The 17218-nt window shown below is 38.8% G+C and carries 21 protein-coding genes; 2 read left to right on the top strand and 19 right to left on the bottom strand.

The genetic code is table 11. From position 1 onward, the window contains the following. Nucleotides 1-13 precede the first annotated feature (13 nt). Nucleotides 14-1066 carry a tyrosine-type recombinase/integrase gene (locus BM102_RS07010; RefSeq protein WP_090480379.1) on the top strand — a complete coding sequence of 351 codons (1053 nt, stop codon included), beginning with the start codon at nt 14-16 and terminating at the stop codon, nt 1064-1066. A gap of 14 nt (nt 1067-1080) precedes the next feature. Beyond that, nucleotides 1081-1719 (top strand): hypothetical protein, encoded by a 639-nt coding sequence (locus BM102_RS07005; protein WP_090480376.1) that lies wholly within the window; start codon nt 1081-1083, stop codon nt 1717-1719. A gap of 224 nt (nt 1720-1943) precedes the next feature. Here BM102_RS07005 and rpsI read toward each other — a convergent pair whose 3' ends face one another. The 19 genes from rpsI to BM102_RS06910 form a co-directional block, all read right to left on the bottom strand. Then, a complete protein-coding gene (gene rpsI, locus BM102_RS07000) occupies nt 1944-2342 on the bottom strand; it encodes a 30S ribosomal protein S9 (RefSeq protein WP_033154489.1) in 399 nt (132 codons plus the stop codon). Between the two features lie 13 nt (nt 2343-2355). Continuing rightward, nucleotides 2356-2784 carry a 50S ribosomal protein L13 gene (rplM, locus tag BM102_RS06995; protein WP_033154490.1) on the bottom strand — a complete coding sequence of 143 codons (429 nt, stop codon included), beginning with the start codon at nt 2782-2784 and terminating at the stop codon, nt 2356-2358. A 22-nt stretch (nt 2785-2806) separates the two neighbouring features. Further along, nucleotides 2807-2992 carry a hypothetical protein gene (locus tag BM102_RS06990; protein WP_090480374.1) on the bottom strand — a complete coding sequence of 62 codons (186 nt, stop codon included), beginning with the start codon at nt 2990-2992 and terminating at the stop codon, nt 2807-2809. Between the two features lie 167 nt (nt 2993-3159). Beyond that, nucleotides 3160-4506 (bottom strand): tetratricopeptide repeat protein, encoded by a 1347-nt coding sequence (locus tag BM102_RS06985; protein ID WP_090480372.1) that lies wholly within the window; start codon nt 4504-4506, stop codon nt 3160-3162. 7 nt (nt 4507-4513) lie between these two features. Continuing rightward, on the bottom strand, nt 4514-5005 hold the full coding sequence (locus tag BM102_RS06980) for a hypothetical protein (protein ID WP_090480369.1): 492 nt from the start codon (nt 5003-5005) through the stop codon (nt 4514-4516). A 172-nt stretch (nt 5006-5177) separates the two neighbouring features. Further along, nucleotides 5178-7574, bottom strand: a complete 2397-nt coding sequence (locus tag BM102_RS14185; RefSeq protein WP_143085468.1) for a hypothetical protein — start codon at nt 7572-7574, stop codon at nt 5178-5180. 84 nt (nt 7575-7658) lie between these two features. Continuing rightward, nucleotides 7659-7910, bottom strand: coding sequence for a hypothetical protein (locus BM102_RS06970; protein ID WP_090480366.1), 252 nt, complete (start codon nt 7908-7910; stop codon nt 7659-7661). Nucleotides 7911-7937: 27 nt separating this feature from the next. After that, complete coding sequence (locus BM102_RS06965) at nt 7938-8408, bottom strand: hypothetical protein (RefSeq protein ID WP_090480363.1); 471 nt, start codon at nt 8406-8408, stop codon at nt 7938-7940. A gap of 382 nt (nt 8409-8790) precedes the next feature. Beyond that, nucleotides 8791-9027 carry a hypothetical protein gene (locus tag BM102_RS06960; RefSeq protein WP_090394663.1) on the bottom strand — a complete coding sequence of 79 codons (237 nt, stop codon included), beginning with the start codon at nt 9025-9027 and terminating at the stop codon, nt 8791-8793. 75 nt (nt 9028-9102) lie between these two features. Continuing rightward, nucleotides 9103-10050 (bottom strand): HipA domain-containing protein, encoded by a 948-nt coding sequence (locus tag BM102_RS06955; RefSeq protein WP_090480360.1) that lies wholly within the window; start codon nt 10048-10050, stop codon nt 9103-9105. A 1-nt stretch (nt 10051) separates the two neighbouring features. Continuing rightward, the gene (locus BM102_RS06950; RefSeq protein WP_090480357.1) at nt 10052-10372 is read right to left on the bottom strand and encodes a HipA N-terminal domain-containing protein; all 321 of its coding nucleotides are present in this window, start codon (nt 10370-10372) and stop codon (nt 10052-10054) included. Next, nucleotides 10365-10580, bottom strand: a complete 216-nt coding sequence (locus BM102_RS06945) for a type II toxin-antitoxin system Y4mF family antitoxin (RefSeq protein WP_044938163.1) — start codon at nt 10578-10580, stop codon at nt 10365-10367. The genes BM102_RS06950 and BM102_RS06945 overlap by 8 nt, the downstream gene beginning before the upstream one ends. A gap of 112 nt (nt 10581-10692) precedes the next feature. Continuing rightward, nucleotides 10693-11427 (bottom strand): tRNA pseudouridine(38-40) synthase TruA, encoded by a 735-nt coding sequence (gene truA, locus BM102_RS06940; RefSeq protein ID WP_033154492.1) that lies wholly within the window; start codon nt 11425-11427, stop codon nt 10693-10695. A gap of 1 nt (nt 11428) precedes the next feature. Further along, nucleotides 11429-12229 (bottom strand): energy-coupling factor transporter transmembrane component T family protein, encoded by an 801-nt coding sequence (locus BM102_RS06935; RefSeq protein WP_044938165.1) that lies wholly within the window; start codon nt 12227-12229, stop codon nt 11429-11431. 43 nt (nt 12230-12272) lie between these two features. Then, nucleotides 12273-14033 carry an energy-coupling factor transporter ATPase gene (locus tag BM102_RS06930; protein WP_090480479.1) on the bottom strand — a complete coding sequence of 587 codons (1761 nt, stop codon included), beginning with the start codon at nt 14031-14033 and terminating at the stop codon, nt 12273-12275. 8 nt (nt 14034-14041) lie between these two features. Then, nucleotides 14042-14539 (bottom strand): tRNA (uridine(34)/cytosine(34)/5-carboxymethylaminomethyluridine(34)-2'-O)-methyltransferase TrmL, encoded by a 498-nt coding sequence (trmL, locus tag BM102_RS06925; RefSeq protein ID WP_044938167.1) that lies wholly within the window; start codon nt 14537-14539, stop codon nt 14042-14044. Between the two features lie 20 nt (nt 14540-14559). Next, the gene (locus BM102_RS06920; RefSeq protein WP_090480354.1) at nt 14560-15729 is read right to left on the bottom strand and encodes a pyridoxal phosphate-dependent aminotransferase; all 1170 of its coding nucleotides are present in this window, start codon (nt 15727-15729) and stop codon (nt 14560-14562) included. Continuing rightward, the gene (locus BM102_RS06915) at nt 15726-16208 is read right to left on the bottom strand and encodes an Lrp/AsnC family transcriptional regulator (RefSeq protein ID WP_033154496.1); all 483 of its coding nucleotides are present in this window, start codon (nt 16206-16208) and stop codon (nt 15726-15728) included. Before BM102_RS06915 ends, BM102_RS06920 begins: the two co-directional genes overlap by 4 nt. Before the next feature lie 25 nt (nt 16209-16233). Beyond that, the gene (locus BM102_RS06910) at nt 16234-17217 is read right to left on the bottom strand and encodes an AIR synthase family protein (protein WP_044938171.1); all 984 of its coding nucleotides are present in this window, start codon (nt 17215-17217) and stop codon (nt 16234-16236) included. Between the last annotated feature and the right edge of the window lies 1 nt (nt 17218).

Raw genomic sequence — 17218 nt, 5'->3', positions numbered from 1 at the left:
GGACTTTTTTATTATGCGTTTACCAAATGGATATGGTTCAGTTTATAAACTGTCAGGAAGAAGAAGAAATCCTTGGGTAGCAAGGAAAACAATTGGATGGGACTTCAATGAAGAAACACAGAAGGCTTTTCCAAAGTATAAGTTTGTTGGTTATTATCCAACCAAACAGGATGCAATGATAGGACTTGCAGAATACAACAAAGACCCTTATGACCTACATTTTCAGACAATCACCTTTTCAGAAGTCTTTGACAGGTGGTCTGAAGAAAAATATCCCAAGATTTCACATTCCAATGTTCAGGGATATAATGCATCATACAGACTTTGTGAACCTATCAAGAACATGAAGATGTGTGACATCACCATTGACCACCTTCAAAGGGTGGTTGATGATTCAGGGAAGAACACACCAACCCTGAAGAAACTGAAGATTCTATTCAAACAATTATATGACTATTGTGTTCTTCATGACATCCTGTCCAAAGAAAAGGCAGACAAAATCAAGTATATTGACATCAGTCAGTCAGGGAATCCAAATGCACGGAACAGGAAACCTTTCCTTGAAGAAGAAATTGACATGTTGTGGTCAGTGAAGGATTCAAACATCTATTATTCAGTCATCCTGATGTTGATATACACAGGTGTCAGAATCGGTGAACTGTTAGACTTGAAGAAGGAAGATGTTCACTTGGAAGAAAGGTGGTTTGATGTCACCAAGTCCAAGACAGAATCAGGAATCAGACAAGTCCCTATTGCTGAAAAGGTTGTCCCTTTCTTTGAATACTGGATGAATCAGGAAGGTGAATATCTTGTCACAACACCTGACCATTATCATTTCCAGTATAGAAACTATATTGATTCATACTGGACACCCCTGATGGAAGAATTATCACTGGAACACCTTCCACATGATACAAGACACACTTGCATTTCCCTTCTGACTGTTCATGGTGTGGATGAAAGAATCATCAAGAAGATTGTTGGTCACAAGGGACAGGGTGTCACTGAAACTGTCTACACCCACATTGACATGCAGTATAAACTTGAAGCAATCAACAAGATTTGAAAGGTGGTGGACTAATGCCAAAGAAAAAGACCACTACACTTCCAAAGGTTGCAGTCAGGAATGAAAAACTGACTGCAAAGGCAAACAGGGGAAAATATATCAATGACTACATGAAAACCAAATATGACAGACAGGAAGTCCTTCTTCCAAGTGGATATAAAGACAGACTGAAGGAAATCAGTTCTTCAATGGGAATCAGTGTGAATGATTATATATGCAGACTAATCAAGGCAGACATTGACCAAGACCATAAACCTGAAGACATGGTTTCCATGTTGCTGAAGTGGGAAGTCAAAGAAAAGTATCATCCAATGATAGAATCTGCATCCTACACCAAAAGTCAGGGATATTTCATCAGACTGAAGAAAGGATTCATCAATGATGAATCAGGGACAGAAGAAATCCTGTCCAAGAATGTCAAGGAATTAAGACACATGATGCAGTTCACACACCCTGTCAGGAATCCTGAAGAATTGTGTGGACTGGATTCCAAGACCTATGAACAACTAATCAGGTGGCAAGCACCAAAGAACCGATTCAGGGACATCCAAAGTGTGTCTGACCACCAAATCGTTTTCAAGGATGGAACAGAATGGAACTTCAAATCTGTGTCAGAATTAAGGTATATGTGGAAACAATCAAAGGAAGGGTGAAAAACCCTTCCTTTTTTGGTGTTATCCGTATAACACAACCCCTGTGTTTTCAAGGGTTTCAAGGGTGTCTTATATGTTATACGGATAACACTTTTCAGCACACTTCAGCACTTTGTTACTATTAAGTATGTTTTTTGTTACTAATAGGGACAAATAGAGCCAAACGGAAAAAAGAAAAAACCCCGAAAAATCGGGGTTTTTGTTGATTTTGCAGTGTTCGTTTTTTATCTCTTTGAGAACTGAGGAGCACGACGTGCGGCTTTGAGACCGTACTTCTTACGCTCTTTCATTCTAGGATCTCTTGTAAGGAATCCAGCAGCCTTAAGTGTAGGTCTGTACTCAGCATCTACCTCAAGGAGTGCACGTGAGATACCGTGTCTGATAGCACCAGCCTGGCCAGTGTATCCGCCACCCTTTACGTTAACGATAACGTCGAACTTGTCAGCTGTGTTTGTAGCTACAAGTGGCTGACGAACAACTACCTTTAATGTCTCAAGACCAAGGTACTCGTCAATATCTCTCTTATTTATAGTGATCTTACCTGTGCCAGGTACAAGATATACTCTAGCAACTGAAGACTTTCTTCTACCAGTTCCATAATACTTTGTTGTATTCTTAGCCATGATCTACCTCCTATTAAAATGTAAGCACTTCTGGCTTCTGTGCCTGCTGCTTGTGCTCTGGTCCAGCGTATACGAAAAGCTTTGTGTACATCTGACGACCAAGTGGTCCCTTTGGAAGCATGCCCTTAACAGCGTGCTCGATAACTCTCTCTGGATGTGTGTTAAGCATATCGCGAAGAGAAGTCTCCTTCATACCACCAACATAATCTGAGTGATGATAGTAAATCTTCTGATCAAGCTTCTTACCTGTAACCTTAATCTTCTCTGCATTAACTACGATTACATAGTCACCACAATCAGCGTGTGGAGTGAAGACTGGCTTATTCTTACCTCTTAAAACCTTTGCAACTTCTGCTGAAAGACGTCCAAGTGTCTGGCCCTCAGCGTCAACTACATACCATTTTCTCTCAATCTGAGATGGGTTTGGCATATAAGTATTCATGAGAATTCCTCCTTAAATAAATCTAAAAAAGCTCCCAAGCCGGTGATGTCCGGGCACCTGCAAGGAATGTTATAGTAAAACCTGCCTCCGGGCTAATGGACGCAAGTCTCCTTACTACATCAACCGTTACATTGTACAATAGGATTCCGTATCCGTCAACATAAAATTTACAATCTGAAATCTTCTGATTTATCCTCTTCTCTCCCATCAAAAATGCTTCATATTTACTTTTTTTCAAAGCATTTATTACAAAGAATAAGGGAATTGCTATAGCTTAATTATTTTATTTATAAATACAAAATACTGCACAAGTCCATGTTAGCATGTCCCTTGTGCAGTCCAACATAATCATTAATTATTCTATTCCTTCAACAATTATTTGTAATAAATACTATCCGTTAATCCTATTTCAAGTCTTCTCTCTTGAATTATATTTATCACGTCAGAAAAACTGGTAATAGGATGTTTATCCCCTATTTCTAACAAAGCATCATTAAAATCATCAGCATATGCTTGTGAAGCATCAACACGAAAATCTAATATTTGTAATGGTTTGTAACCAGACATAACATCTGTATAACCAACAGTTAAATAGTAATATACATCATCAGCTGTTCTAATGACATTATCAGATACTCTGCATTCCTCCTCATCTATATATTCTTCTTCGAATTCGTACCATAAATTATATGTTCCATCTTCATCGATATAACCAACACTATATTCATAACATACAGGACTCGAACCGCTTTCAGTGCAGGAATATACCAGTCCATTATTATAAATCATAGATGGCGCCGTATATACTTCATCGCCAGCATCAGATACAAAATGAGTTCCTCTTCCATCAACGTGATAACAAACCTCTAGTTTTGACTTAATCTGCTTAATCACAAGGCTTGCTGTATTATAATTAACAATACTTGGGAATGGCTCATATGTATAATCAATACAAACTAACATCTCATAATCATTATCTTTACCACAATCAATATATGAAGTTGTAATATCTCCTAAAGTAACATTTTCAATATTGTTATAAACATCAAGGATATCAGACAGGGAATACTCTGCATTATTTTCAAGGTAATCGTCTAAATCAATCGTGCCATCTTGTGAACCATCCGTTAAATGAAAAACAGCGACGCTACCATCATTTAAGAAACTATCATATGCCTCTTTTGATTCCTCTGATAAATTTATTTCATCTATAGTCTTTGATTCCTGCAAGTCTATGAAATCATAAATGTATAATTGGTACTTATCTTTAAAAGAATTGATTTCCTCATAACCTTCTTCATTACAATTTAAGGTGTACAGCTCCTTAAAATATAATTCCGTAAATTCTGATTCAATTTGTACTCTTAATTCTGTTGCGGATTCAATAGTCTCATCTCCGCCTTCATATTGAGTATCAACATCTTCGATCATATCATTTAACGTATTCCATGCTAAAACTAATGAATCTAAGGATTCACTAGTATCATCTACGGATGATGCCTTAGCTTGATAAGCTTTTGCCAAGCCTACATGGGCATCAATACTTAAAGGATCTTCTTCAATAGCAGATGTATAAGCCTCAATTACACTGTCATAATCTAATTCTTTTAAATACTTCTCACCTAAATCCATGTATTTATTAGAATGAGATGTGCCACAAGAGCATAACATAACCAATACTAAAGAAACAGCCAATAAATTTTTTACAATTCTTTTTACCATATTCTTCTTATCCTCGCATCCTATCCCCTGAAAATGTTTTATAGAATTCCTCACCACAGTATTTACAAATATAGTTTTTTTGATAATTTCTTCGGGTATATTTAACCTGCTCAGTATGACTTTCAGGTGTCTCAACCTTGAAAGTACCCAATCCAGTTTCAACCTTAGAAGTGTTAACAGAATAGGATGTTTCATCAACTAAAAATTCATCTGCTTCAAGCTCAACAATACCATTGCCTTTTATGGCGAAGAACTTCCCACAAACAGGGCAACGCCACGGTTTTAAAAACTTAAAATATGTATAAATACTTATTCCAACAAGGATTAATAGACCCAAAATAATCACTATCACAGCTTCTTTTGTTTCCATAGAACCATCAGACAAACAGGCAAATCCGCCTATTATAGCTACTAATGCTAATAACAAACCCACCAAAACAGCAAAAAATGAAATTGCTTTATCCCTTAATTCTCCTAAATAATACTTAATCTTATCCATGTTGACAGGTACCTCCATATATCATTTCTCAACTTACTCTTCACACATTTAGAGTTCTTTAAAATTACAAAAATCATTATATATATAATGTCAAGCTGAATTTTTTATAACTTTTTGAGTATTTTTAGACATAAAAACACCCTTGATAAATAATCATCAATGGTTAAATCTATTATTCAGTATTTTCCATATTTCTGTAAGGTCTTCTATATGAAAAAGACGAACTTCCTAAATCTATTATTGTGTCTTCAAATCTACTCTCATCATCATATGTAATTTGCCCTACTACATCTCCATAAACATAACCTGAATTCAAAAAGCTAGCCCCCAAAAATGAGGACATTATTCTAGGGATTCGTATATCGCTTATGTCACAGCCATTAACTACAACAAAATCACCTGGCATGAACATGTTTACTTTTTCTCTATCTTCATAGCTTAAAGAAAACCACTCGGAATTGTTGAAAATGTAATCAGTCTCGTTGAAAGCGGCGCTATCTGCAGAGGTCATACCGTAGCCCATAATATCTTCCTTTGATAGATTATCTAAGTATGCTAAGTACTGCTCTTCGTACTCATCATTCTCGAACTCAAAACCAAAGCGCTCACCATTTATTTCAACAAAGTACGCTGCATCTGTATCATAATCAGCGCTTTCTTCAACCTCTGCATAGTCAAATGCTATCTTTTCATCCGATTCATGATCCTCGTCAGGTCTATAGTGTGTACAGACCGAGGCGTTACCATTTGGATCCTCCAAAAGCTTTATAGGCAACACCTCGATATGATAGTACTTTGCAAATAATAATGCATTGTCATCATTGATGCCATTAAGCTGAATTTCACCTGGAAGACTAGCCCTATCCAAGAAGTAATCTAAGAGTGTTCCATCAGATGCTAAAGCCACTGAACAAATAGGGCCGGCGGCCTTTACCTCAAAACAAGGATACTCGTATCCCTCTACCACATCTAATGCTCTACCAACTAACACCATTCGTGATGTGAAGCTTGGCTCTGCAACATTAATAAACTCACAAAGCTTTACACTAAGACCAAGCTGAGCTCCTGCTGCAACATGAAACTCATCCAAATCAAGGCTGACATCTTCTAGGTAATTAACATTTCCTATATCAAAATCACTGGTATTTTCATTAATTGAAGCTGCACCGCCTGATTCGTTGTTGTTTGTTGATAGGCACACTGGATTCTGTGGCTCAAACTCCACTGTAAGGCCTAAGTCCTCATCCAAAAGAATACTTGGGCTTACCTCGCAGGAAAGGACTCCAACACCCAGTGGAAGAGCTGGTAATGCCACCTCAAGGTCAGCTGTAATATTCTCCAGCTTTACATATGGTGTAAAGGAAACATCAAAGCTAACATCCTTATCATCTTTTACATATGCGTAAATCTGAACACCCTTTAAGACGATTTCTACATCACCTGAAGCTGAGCCTTCAGCTGAGACACCTTCATCCTCGTCCTCGTCTTCTTCGTCTGATTCTCCCTCTGAATCATCATGAGTTTCTTCAGATTCATTATCCTCATCGGACTCCTCGTCTGACTCCTCTTCCTCAGATTCTTCTTCATCCTCTTCTTCGGAATCTTCCTCATCGTCGCCGGATAAAACTACGCCATCTACGGAGAATTCTGAAAGCTCCCATCCCTCATTGGAAACAGTTCCTTTAATAACAATATCCACTGAATGAGATGCATTATTCTTTGTAGCGCATGCTGAAGCTTGAGGATTAGCAAAGGCTGTATTCCCTGTCATATCTTGAACCTTAGACCAATCAACGTATCCAGCAATTGTGTAGTCCTCAATAAGATCTGCCTGAGAATTCACTGGCTCAGTCATGATGTCATATTGACCACCATCCCTTGCTTCTACAGCAACGACTTTGCCACCATGCATTATTCCATTTTGGTCTAAATATACAATTTTCTCATCGATTTGAGGTTCATAGCCATTTGTGTCGATTATGACCTCACTCTTAAGAACGCCATCTTCCTCAACCTGGCTGAAATACTCAGCAGTCCATTCCTGACCGTCTACTACATTCTCAGCAAATTCCACTTCGTTTTTTTCAACATGATAATCTCCAGCTTCAAGCAGAGCCTTGAGGTTCTCGATAAGTGCAGTCGCCTGCTCCTGACCAATGTAGGAATCTATGTAGTTCTCATCTATCAGACCTAAATCTACTGCCACACTGCATTTATTCTCAAGTGTGTTTTCCTTTCCTTCCAAATAAAAGTCTAGGCACGCACCACCAAGCTTTTCAAAACCTGTGGCCACGGCAAAGCTACCGTTGATTTTATCGCTATTGTACTCTGTGTAATCAGTAAACTGAAATGCCTCATTAAGCATTTTCATCCACTGAGCTTGAGAAAGTGCATCCTCCTCTGAAACAGGTACAAATGATATTTCCTCTATCTCTTCAGGCTTGGATTGCTCCGTCTCGTTGTTAGCAGATTCCTCACCAGCCTTTTTATTCTTATAAAACTGATATCCAAAAAATCCTGTAACAAGCAAACAAATGACCACTACAATAGCGATAATTTTCTTTTTCATGCTCACCTCTCATAATTAGATAAAGACCACCTAATCACAACATCAGGCGATTATGCGATTTCTAATTTATATACATATTATTATTTATTCTGCAGGCTGTGCGGTAATATTTGAATCAGCCATTAAATCATCTTTGCAGTCTTCACATACATTGTAAGTGGTGGTTTCTTCTGACACTGTGTAGCCAAGAAAATCTGTTGACTCATTTACTGTAACTTCCCACAGCTTTGCATTTTTGCCGCAGATATCACAGATTCCCCTTGCCTGTCCGCAAGCAACAAATAGTGATGATATAAGTATCATTAACAACACTGTATTTAATATTTTAGCTTTCATTGATTTCAAACTCCTTATTCCTTAATATTAATCTAATGTATTCCTGTACGTGTAAACACCATCAAACGCACTTGGGTTGTCATTAAAATCACATAATTCCGCCTTGCAATCCCCATAAGTAACTGGACTATCAGTATCATTACTTAAAGATAAAGAAAAAATAGGCTGATATTCAATTGCAGAAGCATTCCACCCTTCCCACTCCGCATCTAGAGAATAGAAATCTTCATTCAACAAGTAAACTCTCTCAGTCCTGTTAGATTCAATCAAATCATCCTCGGGATTAATAATATTACTATCTTTGTTTACAAATATAAAATTTTCTTCTTCAGGAAACATTTCCAAAAAATCATTAAATGTTCTCTCTTCGTTAATAACAAGAATCTTATCGTCAACTTGAACAGATAAAGTCTTATAATCAAGCTCAGCCTCTTTAATTCCGTCTAAAGCTTCCCAGATGTGATCTTCCGGTTCCTTTGGGGCTCCACAGCCTGTCAATGAGACTAACCCCCCGTTGCCAATACTAGCAACGCTCCAAATTTCTTTTTCATATACTACCTCATTTAATAACTTTTACTACAATTAAAAATTGCACTAAAAATTATATATATATATATGCTAAGTCAATTGGATTTTGTGTAATATTTTTAAACTTTCTATGAAATAAAAAACCTTGGCATGTTATAGTGCCAAGGTCAATAAATAAGTTATTTTAATACGTTAATTCGCTCCACAATCAGTTCTTGCAATTGGTCCTTCATTTCTTTTGGTAGTCTCCAGCATATTTATTTTGAACGTAAACCCAATCCAGATCTAATTGCAAATTCTTCTTGGGTTAATCCGGCTTTTTTACGTTCAATTTTTATAATATCTCCCTGCTCTACCATACTTCTCTACCTACATGTTTTCCCCATTCTATTTCTGTAGAAGCCTGTAATGGCTTCCCTGATAGTTCAACATACTCCTCCAATGATCTATGTCTAAATCTAAAGCCAGTAGCTATTAATTCCTTAATTTGCTCATCATTAAGCTTTTCAATAACTTCCATATCCAATAGTTTCCCTTCACTTAATCCAAAAGCATATTTTCCAAGACGTTTAGCTCTTTCCTTTTTCATAACCTCTACATCCTCATAAAATACTCACTAACACCTTCTAAAATCAGAGTTTTTCATTATAAACAAGAGCTACATCTATTGAAATATGCTAATACGTTCCGATAGCAATTTACTCATACTTTCCTTCATATCATCCGGTAACAGGGATATTTCTATTTCCTCAAGAAAGCTTTTTTCAACCTTACATATTTTTGACATAAGCTTCTCCGCTGTTTTTCGATTCAAATCCAAACTATCTGCTAATAGTAAGAAATCTTTTTTTCTAATATTGCGTTTCTTTCCATTAACAGTTAAAGCCATCTGTTCTTTATCCGCTGGCATAATTACATTGACCGGTAATAAATCATAAGCCGCAGAAAGACCAAAGATTCTACTTTGAGGCTCATTTTCAATTAATGAAAAATTCTTAAGATGCATATCAGAATTACCAGTAGCAAAGCAAAATAGCAATCTATAGAATAATTCCGATTTATCTACACCGACATTTTTTGAATATCTAGAAATCACTTTTCCGCAGTTCTCATAAGACCCTTTGTATTTATCAGAAGTTAATCTATTTGATAACTGACAAAAGTCCTCCATGGCATACATTTTGCCATTCTCTCTATCTATTCTCTTTGTAATATAGGCATATTCACCATTTACTCTTATTAATCCATTAGGAACAGTCTTTATCCCTACCATTTCAGCTAACTTCATAGATAAGAACTCAGCTTCTGGCAGAGCCCGAAAATCTTCTGATTGAGGCTTTAAAATGTATCCTGTAGGGTAATCTACAATTGTAAAACGTCCAGCTTTGTCCACCTTATCAAGATGAAGGGACAGTTTCTTTTGAACGCCAGGCACTGTTAATCCTTTATTAACTGTAGAATTAGCTAATGCTTCTAACTGCTCTTCTGAAATATCAATCTCCGGAATAGCAACTGTACCAAAAAATTTCTTTATGCATTTATTATGCCACAAAACCTTAGCTTCATAATCAGACGGGCTATTTAGTTCTTTATTACAAAATAAACATCTCATATTATTCCTCTGGTATTACGTATACATCACCGATACAATCTCTACATGCTGCAAGAAGTAAACCAAATCTATCTTTACCATCTATTTTCCAATTACGTTCTACAACACCTAAAAGCCATCCCTCAGGAATAAGACCATCAAAAAATGGAAACAAAACATTTGATTTATATGGTTCATTTGTTATTGGTAAAGTAAGACTAATAGGCGCAGCATTCTCATCAGATAAATAGCTTTCATCATAAGAATACTCATATCCATCATCGGTCTCCTTTATAGCTCCAGCATATTTATTTTGAACATAAACCTTCCCAATTCTAGCCATTTACTTCACCTCTATCTATTTCACCCGGAACTGCTTGCATACCAAACATAGCAAGAGCCTGATTGACTTTATCCATTCGGACAGTCTCCTTGCCCTGCTCAAGTTCGCGCACAAAACGTAAACCCAATCCAGATCTAATTGCAAACTCCTCTTGGGTTAATCCAGCTTTCTTTCGTTCAGTTTTTATAAATTCAGCTATATTATTCATAAAATAAATATACACCCTATCGGGTATAAATTCAACTAATTGCAGAAGATTTATACCCGTTAGGGTGTACTCCGATATCGAAACAATATTTTTATACCCGTACGGGTATATTTTATTCGTATTCAATTCCAATCATAGTCAGTCCGTGAGCTGGAGCGGTTGGGCCAGCAAGCTCGCGGTTGCGGCCACGGAATATTTCAAGCATGTACATTGGTTCCATCTCTCCTGCACCTACTTTGATAAGTGTGCCGGCGATGATACGTACCATGTTGTATAGGAATCCATCGCCTGTAAGGCGGATATGGATGACATCGTCTTCTTTGTATACCTTTGCTGTGTAGATGGTGCGGACACGGGATTTAACCTGCGCCTTTACTGATGAGAATGAAGTGAAATCGTGCTGACCGATAAGGTAAGCAGCTGCTTCATTCATTTTATCTACATCCAAATCGTAATAATAGTGGAATGTGTCCTTGCGCTTTGTAGGGTCTGGCATCTTGCGGTTTAAAATCTTATATTCGTATGTCTTGCGGCAAGCAGCATAACGTGGGTGGAAATCATCCTCCACCTGACAAGAATACTGAACCACAATATCGTCAGGCAAGCGCTGGTTAAGTGCAAAGCTGATTTTGTCAGCTGGCATTCTAGAATTAGTGTCAAAGACAGCTACATTTCCAAGGGAATGAACACCTGCATCTGTACGGCTTGCTCCCATAATCGAAATCGGCTCCTGAAGAAGGTCCGTGAGGGCCTCGTTCAATTTCTGTTCGATTGTTACTCCGTTTGGCTGAATCTGCCAGCCACTATAGTTACTGCCATCATAGGCAACTACTATCATTACTCTCATATTATAAAATAACCTTTACTGCAAAAAATAGGATGATGTAAAGGGCTACACAAATATATGCTCTCTGATCAAGTGAATTATACTTGAGGGGATGCATCTTTGTACGTCCTTCGCCACCATTATAACATCTTGCCTCCATGGCAAGGGATAAATCGTTAGCTCTTCTAAAAGCTGAAACAAAAAGTGGTACTAAAAGTGGCACCATGTTTTTAGCCTTTGTAATAAGTCCGCCTGATTCAAAATCAGCGCCTCTAGCCATCTGTGCCTTCATGATTTTGTCTGTCTCCTCAATGAGGATTGGAATGAATCTGAGGGCAATTGACATCATCATTGAAATCTCATGTACTGGCACATTGAACTTTTTCATAAAGCCAAGTGATTTCTCCAAACCATCAGTAAGCTGATTTGGTGTGGTTGTAAGTGTCATGATTGATGTACCAACAATAAGAAGAATCATTCTGCTTGTCATAAGCACTGCATTTTTTAGTCCCACATCTGAAATAGAAAGAATCCAAAATGATACTAAAGTCTTTCCAGGTGTAAGGAACAAATTGAAAAGGCCGGCAATGATAAGCAATACAACAATTGCCTTTAGACCCTTTACCATAAATGAAAATGGCACATGGCTAAGCCTGATAATGCCAATCATTGACAACAAAACTATTGCAAACAACACTGCATTGTCTGCTGAAAATAATGTGATGATAAAAACCAGAGTAGAAAACAGCTTCACTCTTGGATCCAATGAATGAAGAACTGATTCTGCTGGATAATATTGTCCTAATGTAATTTCTCGTAGCATATTTATAATCCTTTTTTAGTCCAAGCCAATAAGGTCTCGGCTATTATTTACAAGCTTTTAAAATGGATTCTGTTGCTTCTGAAACTGTTGTTGCAGAGGCATCAACATCATAACCCATTTCCTTTAAATCATTCATAACATATGTTACCTGTGGAGCGGCAAGTCCCATCTTTTCAAGCTCCTTGTAGTGAGCAAAGACTTCCTTTGGTGTGCCATCGAAAGCTGGGCGACCTGCATCCATTACGATGATTCTATCAACGTAGTTGGCCACATCCTCCATGGAATGAGAAACCAAAATAACTGTATCTTTTCGTTTTTCATGCATATCGGAAATAAGACCAAGTATATCATCTCTTCCCTTTGGGTCAAGACCTGCTGTTGGCTCGTCCAAAATAAGCACTGCCGGTTTCATTGCAATTACACCAGCGATAGCAGCTCTACGCTTCTGTCCACCTGAAAGCTCAAATGGCGATGCAAGATATAATTCTTCTGGAAGCTTAACCAAACCGAGGGCCTCGTATGCTCTCTTGATTTGCTCCTTTTCATCAAGTCCCTGATTCTTTGGACCATACTGAACATCCTTGAAAACAGTAGTTTCAAAAAGCTGATGTTCAGGATACTGGAACACCATTCCTACCTGTGTACGTAAGTCTCTGATATCAAAATCCTTGTCGTAGATATCCTGACCATTGTAGTAGATTGTCCCCTCGGTAGCCTTTTCCAATCCATTCAAATGCTGCACTAGAGTAGATTTACCACTACCTGTATGGCCTATGATACCGATGAACTCTCCCTCTTTTATAGAGAGATTAACATCATCAAGAGCCTTTACTTCATATGCTGTATTTGGAGAATACTTGTATGAAACATGATCAAGTATTAACACGTTCTTTTTATCGGCATCTGCTTCTGCCGCTGGCTTTTCTATAGTCTGTGCAGCCGCTGCCTTTTTCATCCCAAGCTGTGTGAGAGCATCTACAAGTTCCTTTCTTGTAAGGACGCATTCTGGTAGATTAAGACCTGCTTTTCTAAGCTCATGAGCAAGAAGTGTAACCTGAGGAACATCAAGGCTGTGCTCCTTGAGAAGCTCAACATCCTTGAAAATCTCCCTTGGCTTGCCTTCCATAAAGACCTTGCCCTTTTCCATTACGTAGACATAGTCAGAATCAACAACCTCTTCCATGTAGTGAGTAATCAGGATAACAGTGATTCCCTTTTCACGATTAAGAGTGTGAACTGCACGAAGCACATCTGCTCGTCCATCAGGATCAAGCATGGCTGTTGGCTCATCCAAAATGATACATTTTGGCTCCATTGCCATAACACCTGCTATTGCTACTCTTTGTTTTTGTCCACCTGATAATTTGTTTGGAGAATGAGCTTTATACTTCGTCATTCCAACCATCTTTAAAGACTTATCAACGCGTTCCACAATCTGTTCTGTAGGAACGCCGATGTTTTCTGGTCCGAAAGCCACGTCTTCTTCTACAACACTGGCTATTATTTGATTATCAGGATTTTGGAAAACCATACCTGCAGTCTGACGTACTGCAAATGTGTACTCATCATCAGATGTGTTCATCTCGTCTACCCAGATTGTACCTTCTGATGGAGTAAGAAGCGCATTAATGTGCTTTGCGAATGTAGATTTGCCTGAACCATTGTGTCCTAAAATAGATATGAACTGTCCTGGTTCAACGTTAAGATTAACGTGGTCGAGGGCAAGCTGAATGCTCTCCACATTGCCCTCTTCGTCACGTCTGATATATTCATGTACTAATTCTTTTGACCTTATTATTGCCATGGTACCCACTATTCCTTCCAGTTGAGTCTATGCAAATTGCCCTCAGTTTCAAGTCCGAGGAAATCATTCTGTCTCAGTGCCTCGTATAAAACAACAGCAACTGAATTTGATAAATTAAGTGATCTAATATCGTGTCCCATTGGAATACGAACGCAATTCTCCTCATTTTCAACAAGGATTTCTTCAGGGATGCCTGCTGATTCCTTGCCAAACATAATGTAGCAGTCTGGTTCATAATTCACCTGGGTATGTGTCTTTTTGGCTTTTGTAGTAGCCATATAAACCTTTGCATCAGGATTCTTTGCCTTGAAATCTTCCCAATCATCATATCGGAAAACTTCAAGCTTATCCCAATAATCCATGCCGGCTCTTTTCACAGTCTTGTCTGTGAGCACAAAACCAAGTGGCTCAATCAGATGAAGACGTGTGCCTGTGGCACAGCATGTACGCCCAATATTTCCAGTGTTTGCTGGAATTTCGGGCTCATGTAATACAATATTTAACATTTTTACTTACTCTTTCTAAATTAATTCGCTCTCAATTCTTCCACGAACTCTTCAATGCGGTCCATGGCACGCTTGAGATTTTCCAGAGAATATGCATAAGAAATACGCACATTTCCTTCACCACTCGCTCCAAATGCTGTACCTGGAACTACCGCAACTTCCTTTTCGCGAAGAAGCTTTGTACAAAATTCTTCTGAACTCATTCCGAATTCTGCAATCGATGGGAAAATGTAGAATGCGCCGTATGGCTCAAAACATTTAATTCCCATTTTCTTGAAACGATTCACAAGATATCTACGTCTGTCATTGTACTCTTCGCGCATATTTGCAACGTCCTCGTCGCAATCGCGAATAGCTGTAACAGCTGCATACTGACTTGTTGTAGGTGCACACATAATAGCAAACTGATGAATCTTTGTCATCTGCTTTACAAGGATTTCTGGTGCACATACATATCCCAATCTCCATCCAGTCATAGCATGGCTCTTTGAAAAGCCATTGATGTAAATTGTTCTTTCCTTCATTCCTGGGAAGCTGGCAATTGAAACATGTCCTTCACCAGTGTATGTAAGCTCTCCGTAGATTTCGTCTGTGAGAACAAATAAATCGTATTTTTTAACAAGCTCTACGATTGGCTCCAAATCTTCTTTTTCCATAACAGCACCTGTAGGGTTGTTTGGGAAAGGCATGATAAGAAGCTTTGTCTTGTCTGTGATGGCTGCCTCAAGCTCATCAGGCTTAAGTCTGAATTCGTTTTCTTCCTTAAGATTGATAGGCACTGGCTTACCACCTGCCAAAATGGTACAAGGCTCATAAGAAACATAGCTAGGCTGTGGAATAAGAACCTCGTCACCTGGATCAAGCATAGCACGAAGAGCTATGTCGATACCTTCTGAACCACCGACTGTCATAAGCATTTCAGTAAGTGGATTGTATTCTAGATTATAATGGCGCTTTAAAAAATCAGCGATTTCAATACGAAGCTCTTTTAAACCTGAGTTTGAGGTGTAGAATGTACGTCCTCTCTCAAGAGAATAGATTGCTTCGTCTCTAACCTTCCATGGTGTATCAAAGTCTGGCTCGCCAACACCAAGGGAAATAGCATCTGGCATTTCTGCAACAATGTCGAAAAACTTACGGATACCAGATGGCTTAATTTCTGTAATAGTTTGATTTAAAGGATTTCTCATAAGCTCACCTTCTCCCTCTCATCAACATGCTTTTCCGCCATAATTATGCCGTGGTCCTTGTATTTCTTAAGGACAAAGTTAGTCTGTGTACTAAGCACTGAATCAAGTGGAGAAAGCTTAGCAGAAACAAAATCTGCAACCTCTCTAAGTGTGTGGCCCTCAATTGAAACCATGAAATCATAGCTTCCTGAGATCAAATAAACAGCATCAACTTCAGGATAGTTGTAGATGCGCTCAGCCACCTTATCAAAACCCATACCTCTCTGAGGTGTAACACGTACCTCAATAAGAGCTGATACCTTTTCTACGCTTGCCTTATCCCAGTTGATAAGAGTAGGATAGCCGCAAATGATGTGCTCGTTTTCCATTGCCTCAAGCTCGTTCATGATTGTAGCCTCGTCTGTACCAAGCATCATGGCTAAATCTGCTAAATCAATCCTACTGTTATGTTCAATGTAAGTTAAAATCTTTTCTCTCATTATAATCACCCCTAAACTTTCTTAGCTAATGTACGTTATACAATGCGTCTGTCTTTGGTGGCTCAAGGAATCGTTCCTCATCACCATTTATTACACGCTTATCATTCGAAGAGTTGGACTTCCCGATAATGGCGGATGCTACCCCCGCATCACGAAGCTTTCTAACAAGCCCATTGCCATCCTCGGTTGCGATTAGCATCGCTCCTGAAGAAATTAACTCGTATGGATTAATTCCGAAAAACTCGCAGACTTCGATGGTCTCCTGTTTTACTGGAATGGCTTTTAAATCAACATCAAGGCCAACGCCTGAGGCCTCTCCCATCTCCCAAAGTGCACCAAATATGCCGCCTTCAGTAACATCGTGCATAGCTGCTACGCCATGCTCCACAGCGATGCGGCTTTCTGGAAGAACGCTAAGATACTGATCAAAGCTCTTTGCTGTGTCAATCAACGACTGTGGAAGGCGCTCTAACAGTTCCTTTTCGTGGTCCTTTGCGATGATGGATGTTCCTTCAAGGCCAATCCACTTTGTGAGAACAATATCCATGCCTGGCTTTGCCCCACCTGTAGAAATCATCTGGCCTTTCTTGACCTTGCCTACTGCTGTCACTGAAATGAGTGGCTGATTGACAGCCTCTGTAACCTCTGTGTGACCGCCGATAACCTGTACATTGTAGCGTTTGCATGCTGCATCCACCTGTTCCATGATGGCCTTTAGCTTTGCTTCTCTCATACGTGGTGTGAGAAGCACTGTAAGAAGGATGCCGATAGGCTCTGCACCTGCACTTGCCAAGTCATTTACAGAAATGGTAACTGCAAGCTCACCAATATCGGATGCTGTACCGGTAATTGGGTCAGTGGAAAGAACGATTTCTTCGTCTGGGCCAACGCTCAGTGTGGCACAGTCCTCGCCAATTCCTGGGCCATTGCCAACCTCTGGTCGTTTTACATGTAGTTGTTTAATGACGGAGCGCTTAAGAACGCTCTCTGGTAATTTTCCAATTTCCATA

The sequence above is a fragment of the Pseudobutyrivibrio sp. JW11 genome (genome assembly GCF_900115355.1).
Lineage (GTDB): Bacteria > Bacillota > Clostridia > Lachnospirales > Lachnospiraceae > Pseudobutyrivibrio > Pseudobutyrivibrio ruminis.
This window is presented reverse-complemented; position numbering and strand designations above follow the sequence as displayed.

What these genes read in the sequence shown, in the direction of transcription:
- BM102_RS06935 (WP_044938165.1), bottom strand. Translation starts at nt 12,229, where the DNA reads ATGCTACGAGAAATTACATTAGGACAATATTATCCAGCAGAATCAGTT.
- BM102_RS06955 (WP_090480360.1), bottom strand. Translation starts at nt 10,050, where the DNA reads ATGAGATGTTTATTTTGTAATAAAGAACTAAATAGCCCGTCTGATTAT.
- BM102_RS06985 (WP_090480372.1), bottom strand. Translation starts at nt 4,506, where the DNA reads ATGGTAAAAAGAATTGTAAAAAATTTATTGGCTGTTTCTTTAGTATTG.
- BM102_RS06990 (WP_090480374.1), bottom strand. Translation starts at nt 2,992, where the DNA reads ATGGGAGAGAAGAGGATAAATCAGAAGATTTCAGATTGTAAATTTTAT.
- BM102_RS06960 (WP_090394663.1), bottom strand. Translation starts at nt 9,027, where the DNA reads ATGAAAAAGGAAAGAGCTAAACGTCTTGGAAAATATGCTTTTGGATTA.
- BM102_RS06930 (WP_090480479.1), bottom strand. Translation starts at nt 14,033, where the DNA reads ATGGCAATAATAAGGTCAAAAGAATTAGTACATGAATATATCAGACGT.
- BM102_RS06920 (WP_090480354.1), bottom strand. Translation starts at nt 15,729, where the DNA reads ATGAGAAATCCTTTAAATCAAACTATTACAGAAATTAAGCCATCTGGT.
- BM102_RS07010 (WP_090480379.1), top strand. Translation starts at nt 14, where the DNA reads ATGCGTTTACCAAATGGATATGGTTCAGTTTATAAACTGTCAGGAAGA.
- truA (WP_033154492.1), bottom strand. Translation starts at nt 11,427, where the DNA reads ATGAGAGTAATGATAGTAGTTGCCTATGATGGCAGTAACTATAGTGGC.
- BM102_RS07005 (WP_090480376.1), top strand. Translation starts at nt 1,081, where the DNA reads ATGCCAAAGAAAAAGACCACTACACTTCCAAAGGTTGCAGTCAGGAAT.
- BM102_RS06910 (WP_044938171.1), bottom strand. Translation starts at nt 17,217, where the DNA reads ATGGAAATTGGAAAATTACCAGAGAGCGTTCTTAAGCGCTCCGTCATT.
- rplM (WP_033154490.1), bottom strand. Translation starts at nt 2,784, where the DNA reads ATGAATACTTATATGCCAAACCCATCTCAGATTGAGAGAAAATGGTAT.
- BM102_RS06970 (WP_090480366.1), bottom strand. Translation starts at nt 7,910, where the DNA reads ATGAAAGCTAAAATATTAAATACAGTGTTGTTAATGATACTTATATCA.
- BM102_RS06980 (WP_090480369.1), bottom strand. Translation starts at nt 5,005, where the DNA reads ATGGATAAGATTAAGTATTATTTAGGAGAATTAAGGGATAAAGCAATT.
- trmL (WP_044938167.1), bottom strand. Translation starts at nt 14,539, where the DNA reads ATGTTAAATATTGTATTACATGAGCCCGAAATTCCAGCAAACACTGGA.
- BM102_RS06945 (WP_044938163.1), bottom strand. Translation starts at nt 10,580, where the DNA reads ATGAATAATATAGCTGAATTTATAAAAACTGAACGAAAGAAAGCTGGA.
- BM102_RS06915 (WP_033154496.1), bottom strand. Translation starts at nt 16,208, where the DNA reads ATGAGAGAAAAGATTTTAACTTACATTGAACATAACAGTAGGATTGAT.
- BM102_RS14185 (WP_143085468.1), bottom strand. Translation starts at nt 7,574, where the DNA reads ATGAAAAAGAAAATTATCGCTATTGTAGTGGTCATTTGTTTGCTTGTT.
- BM102_RS06950 (WP_090480357.1), bottom strand. Translation starts at nt 10,372, where the DNA reads ATGGCTAGAATTGGGAAGGTTTATGTTCAAAATAAATATGCTGGAGCT.
- rpsI (WP_033154489.1), bottom strand. Translation starts at nt 2,342, where the DNA reads ATGGCTAAGAATACAACAAAGTATTATGGAACTGGTAGAAGAAAGTCT.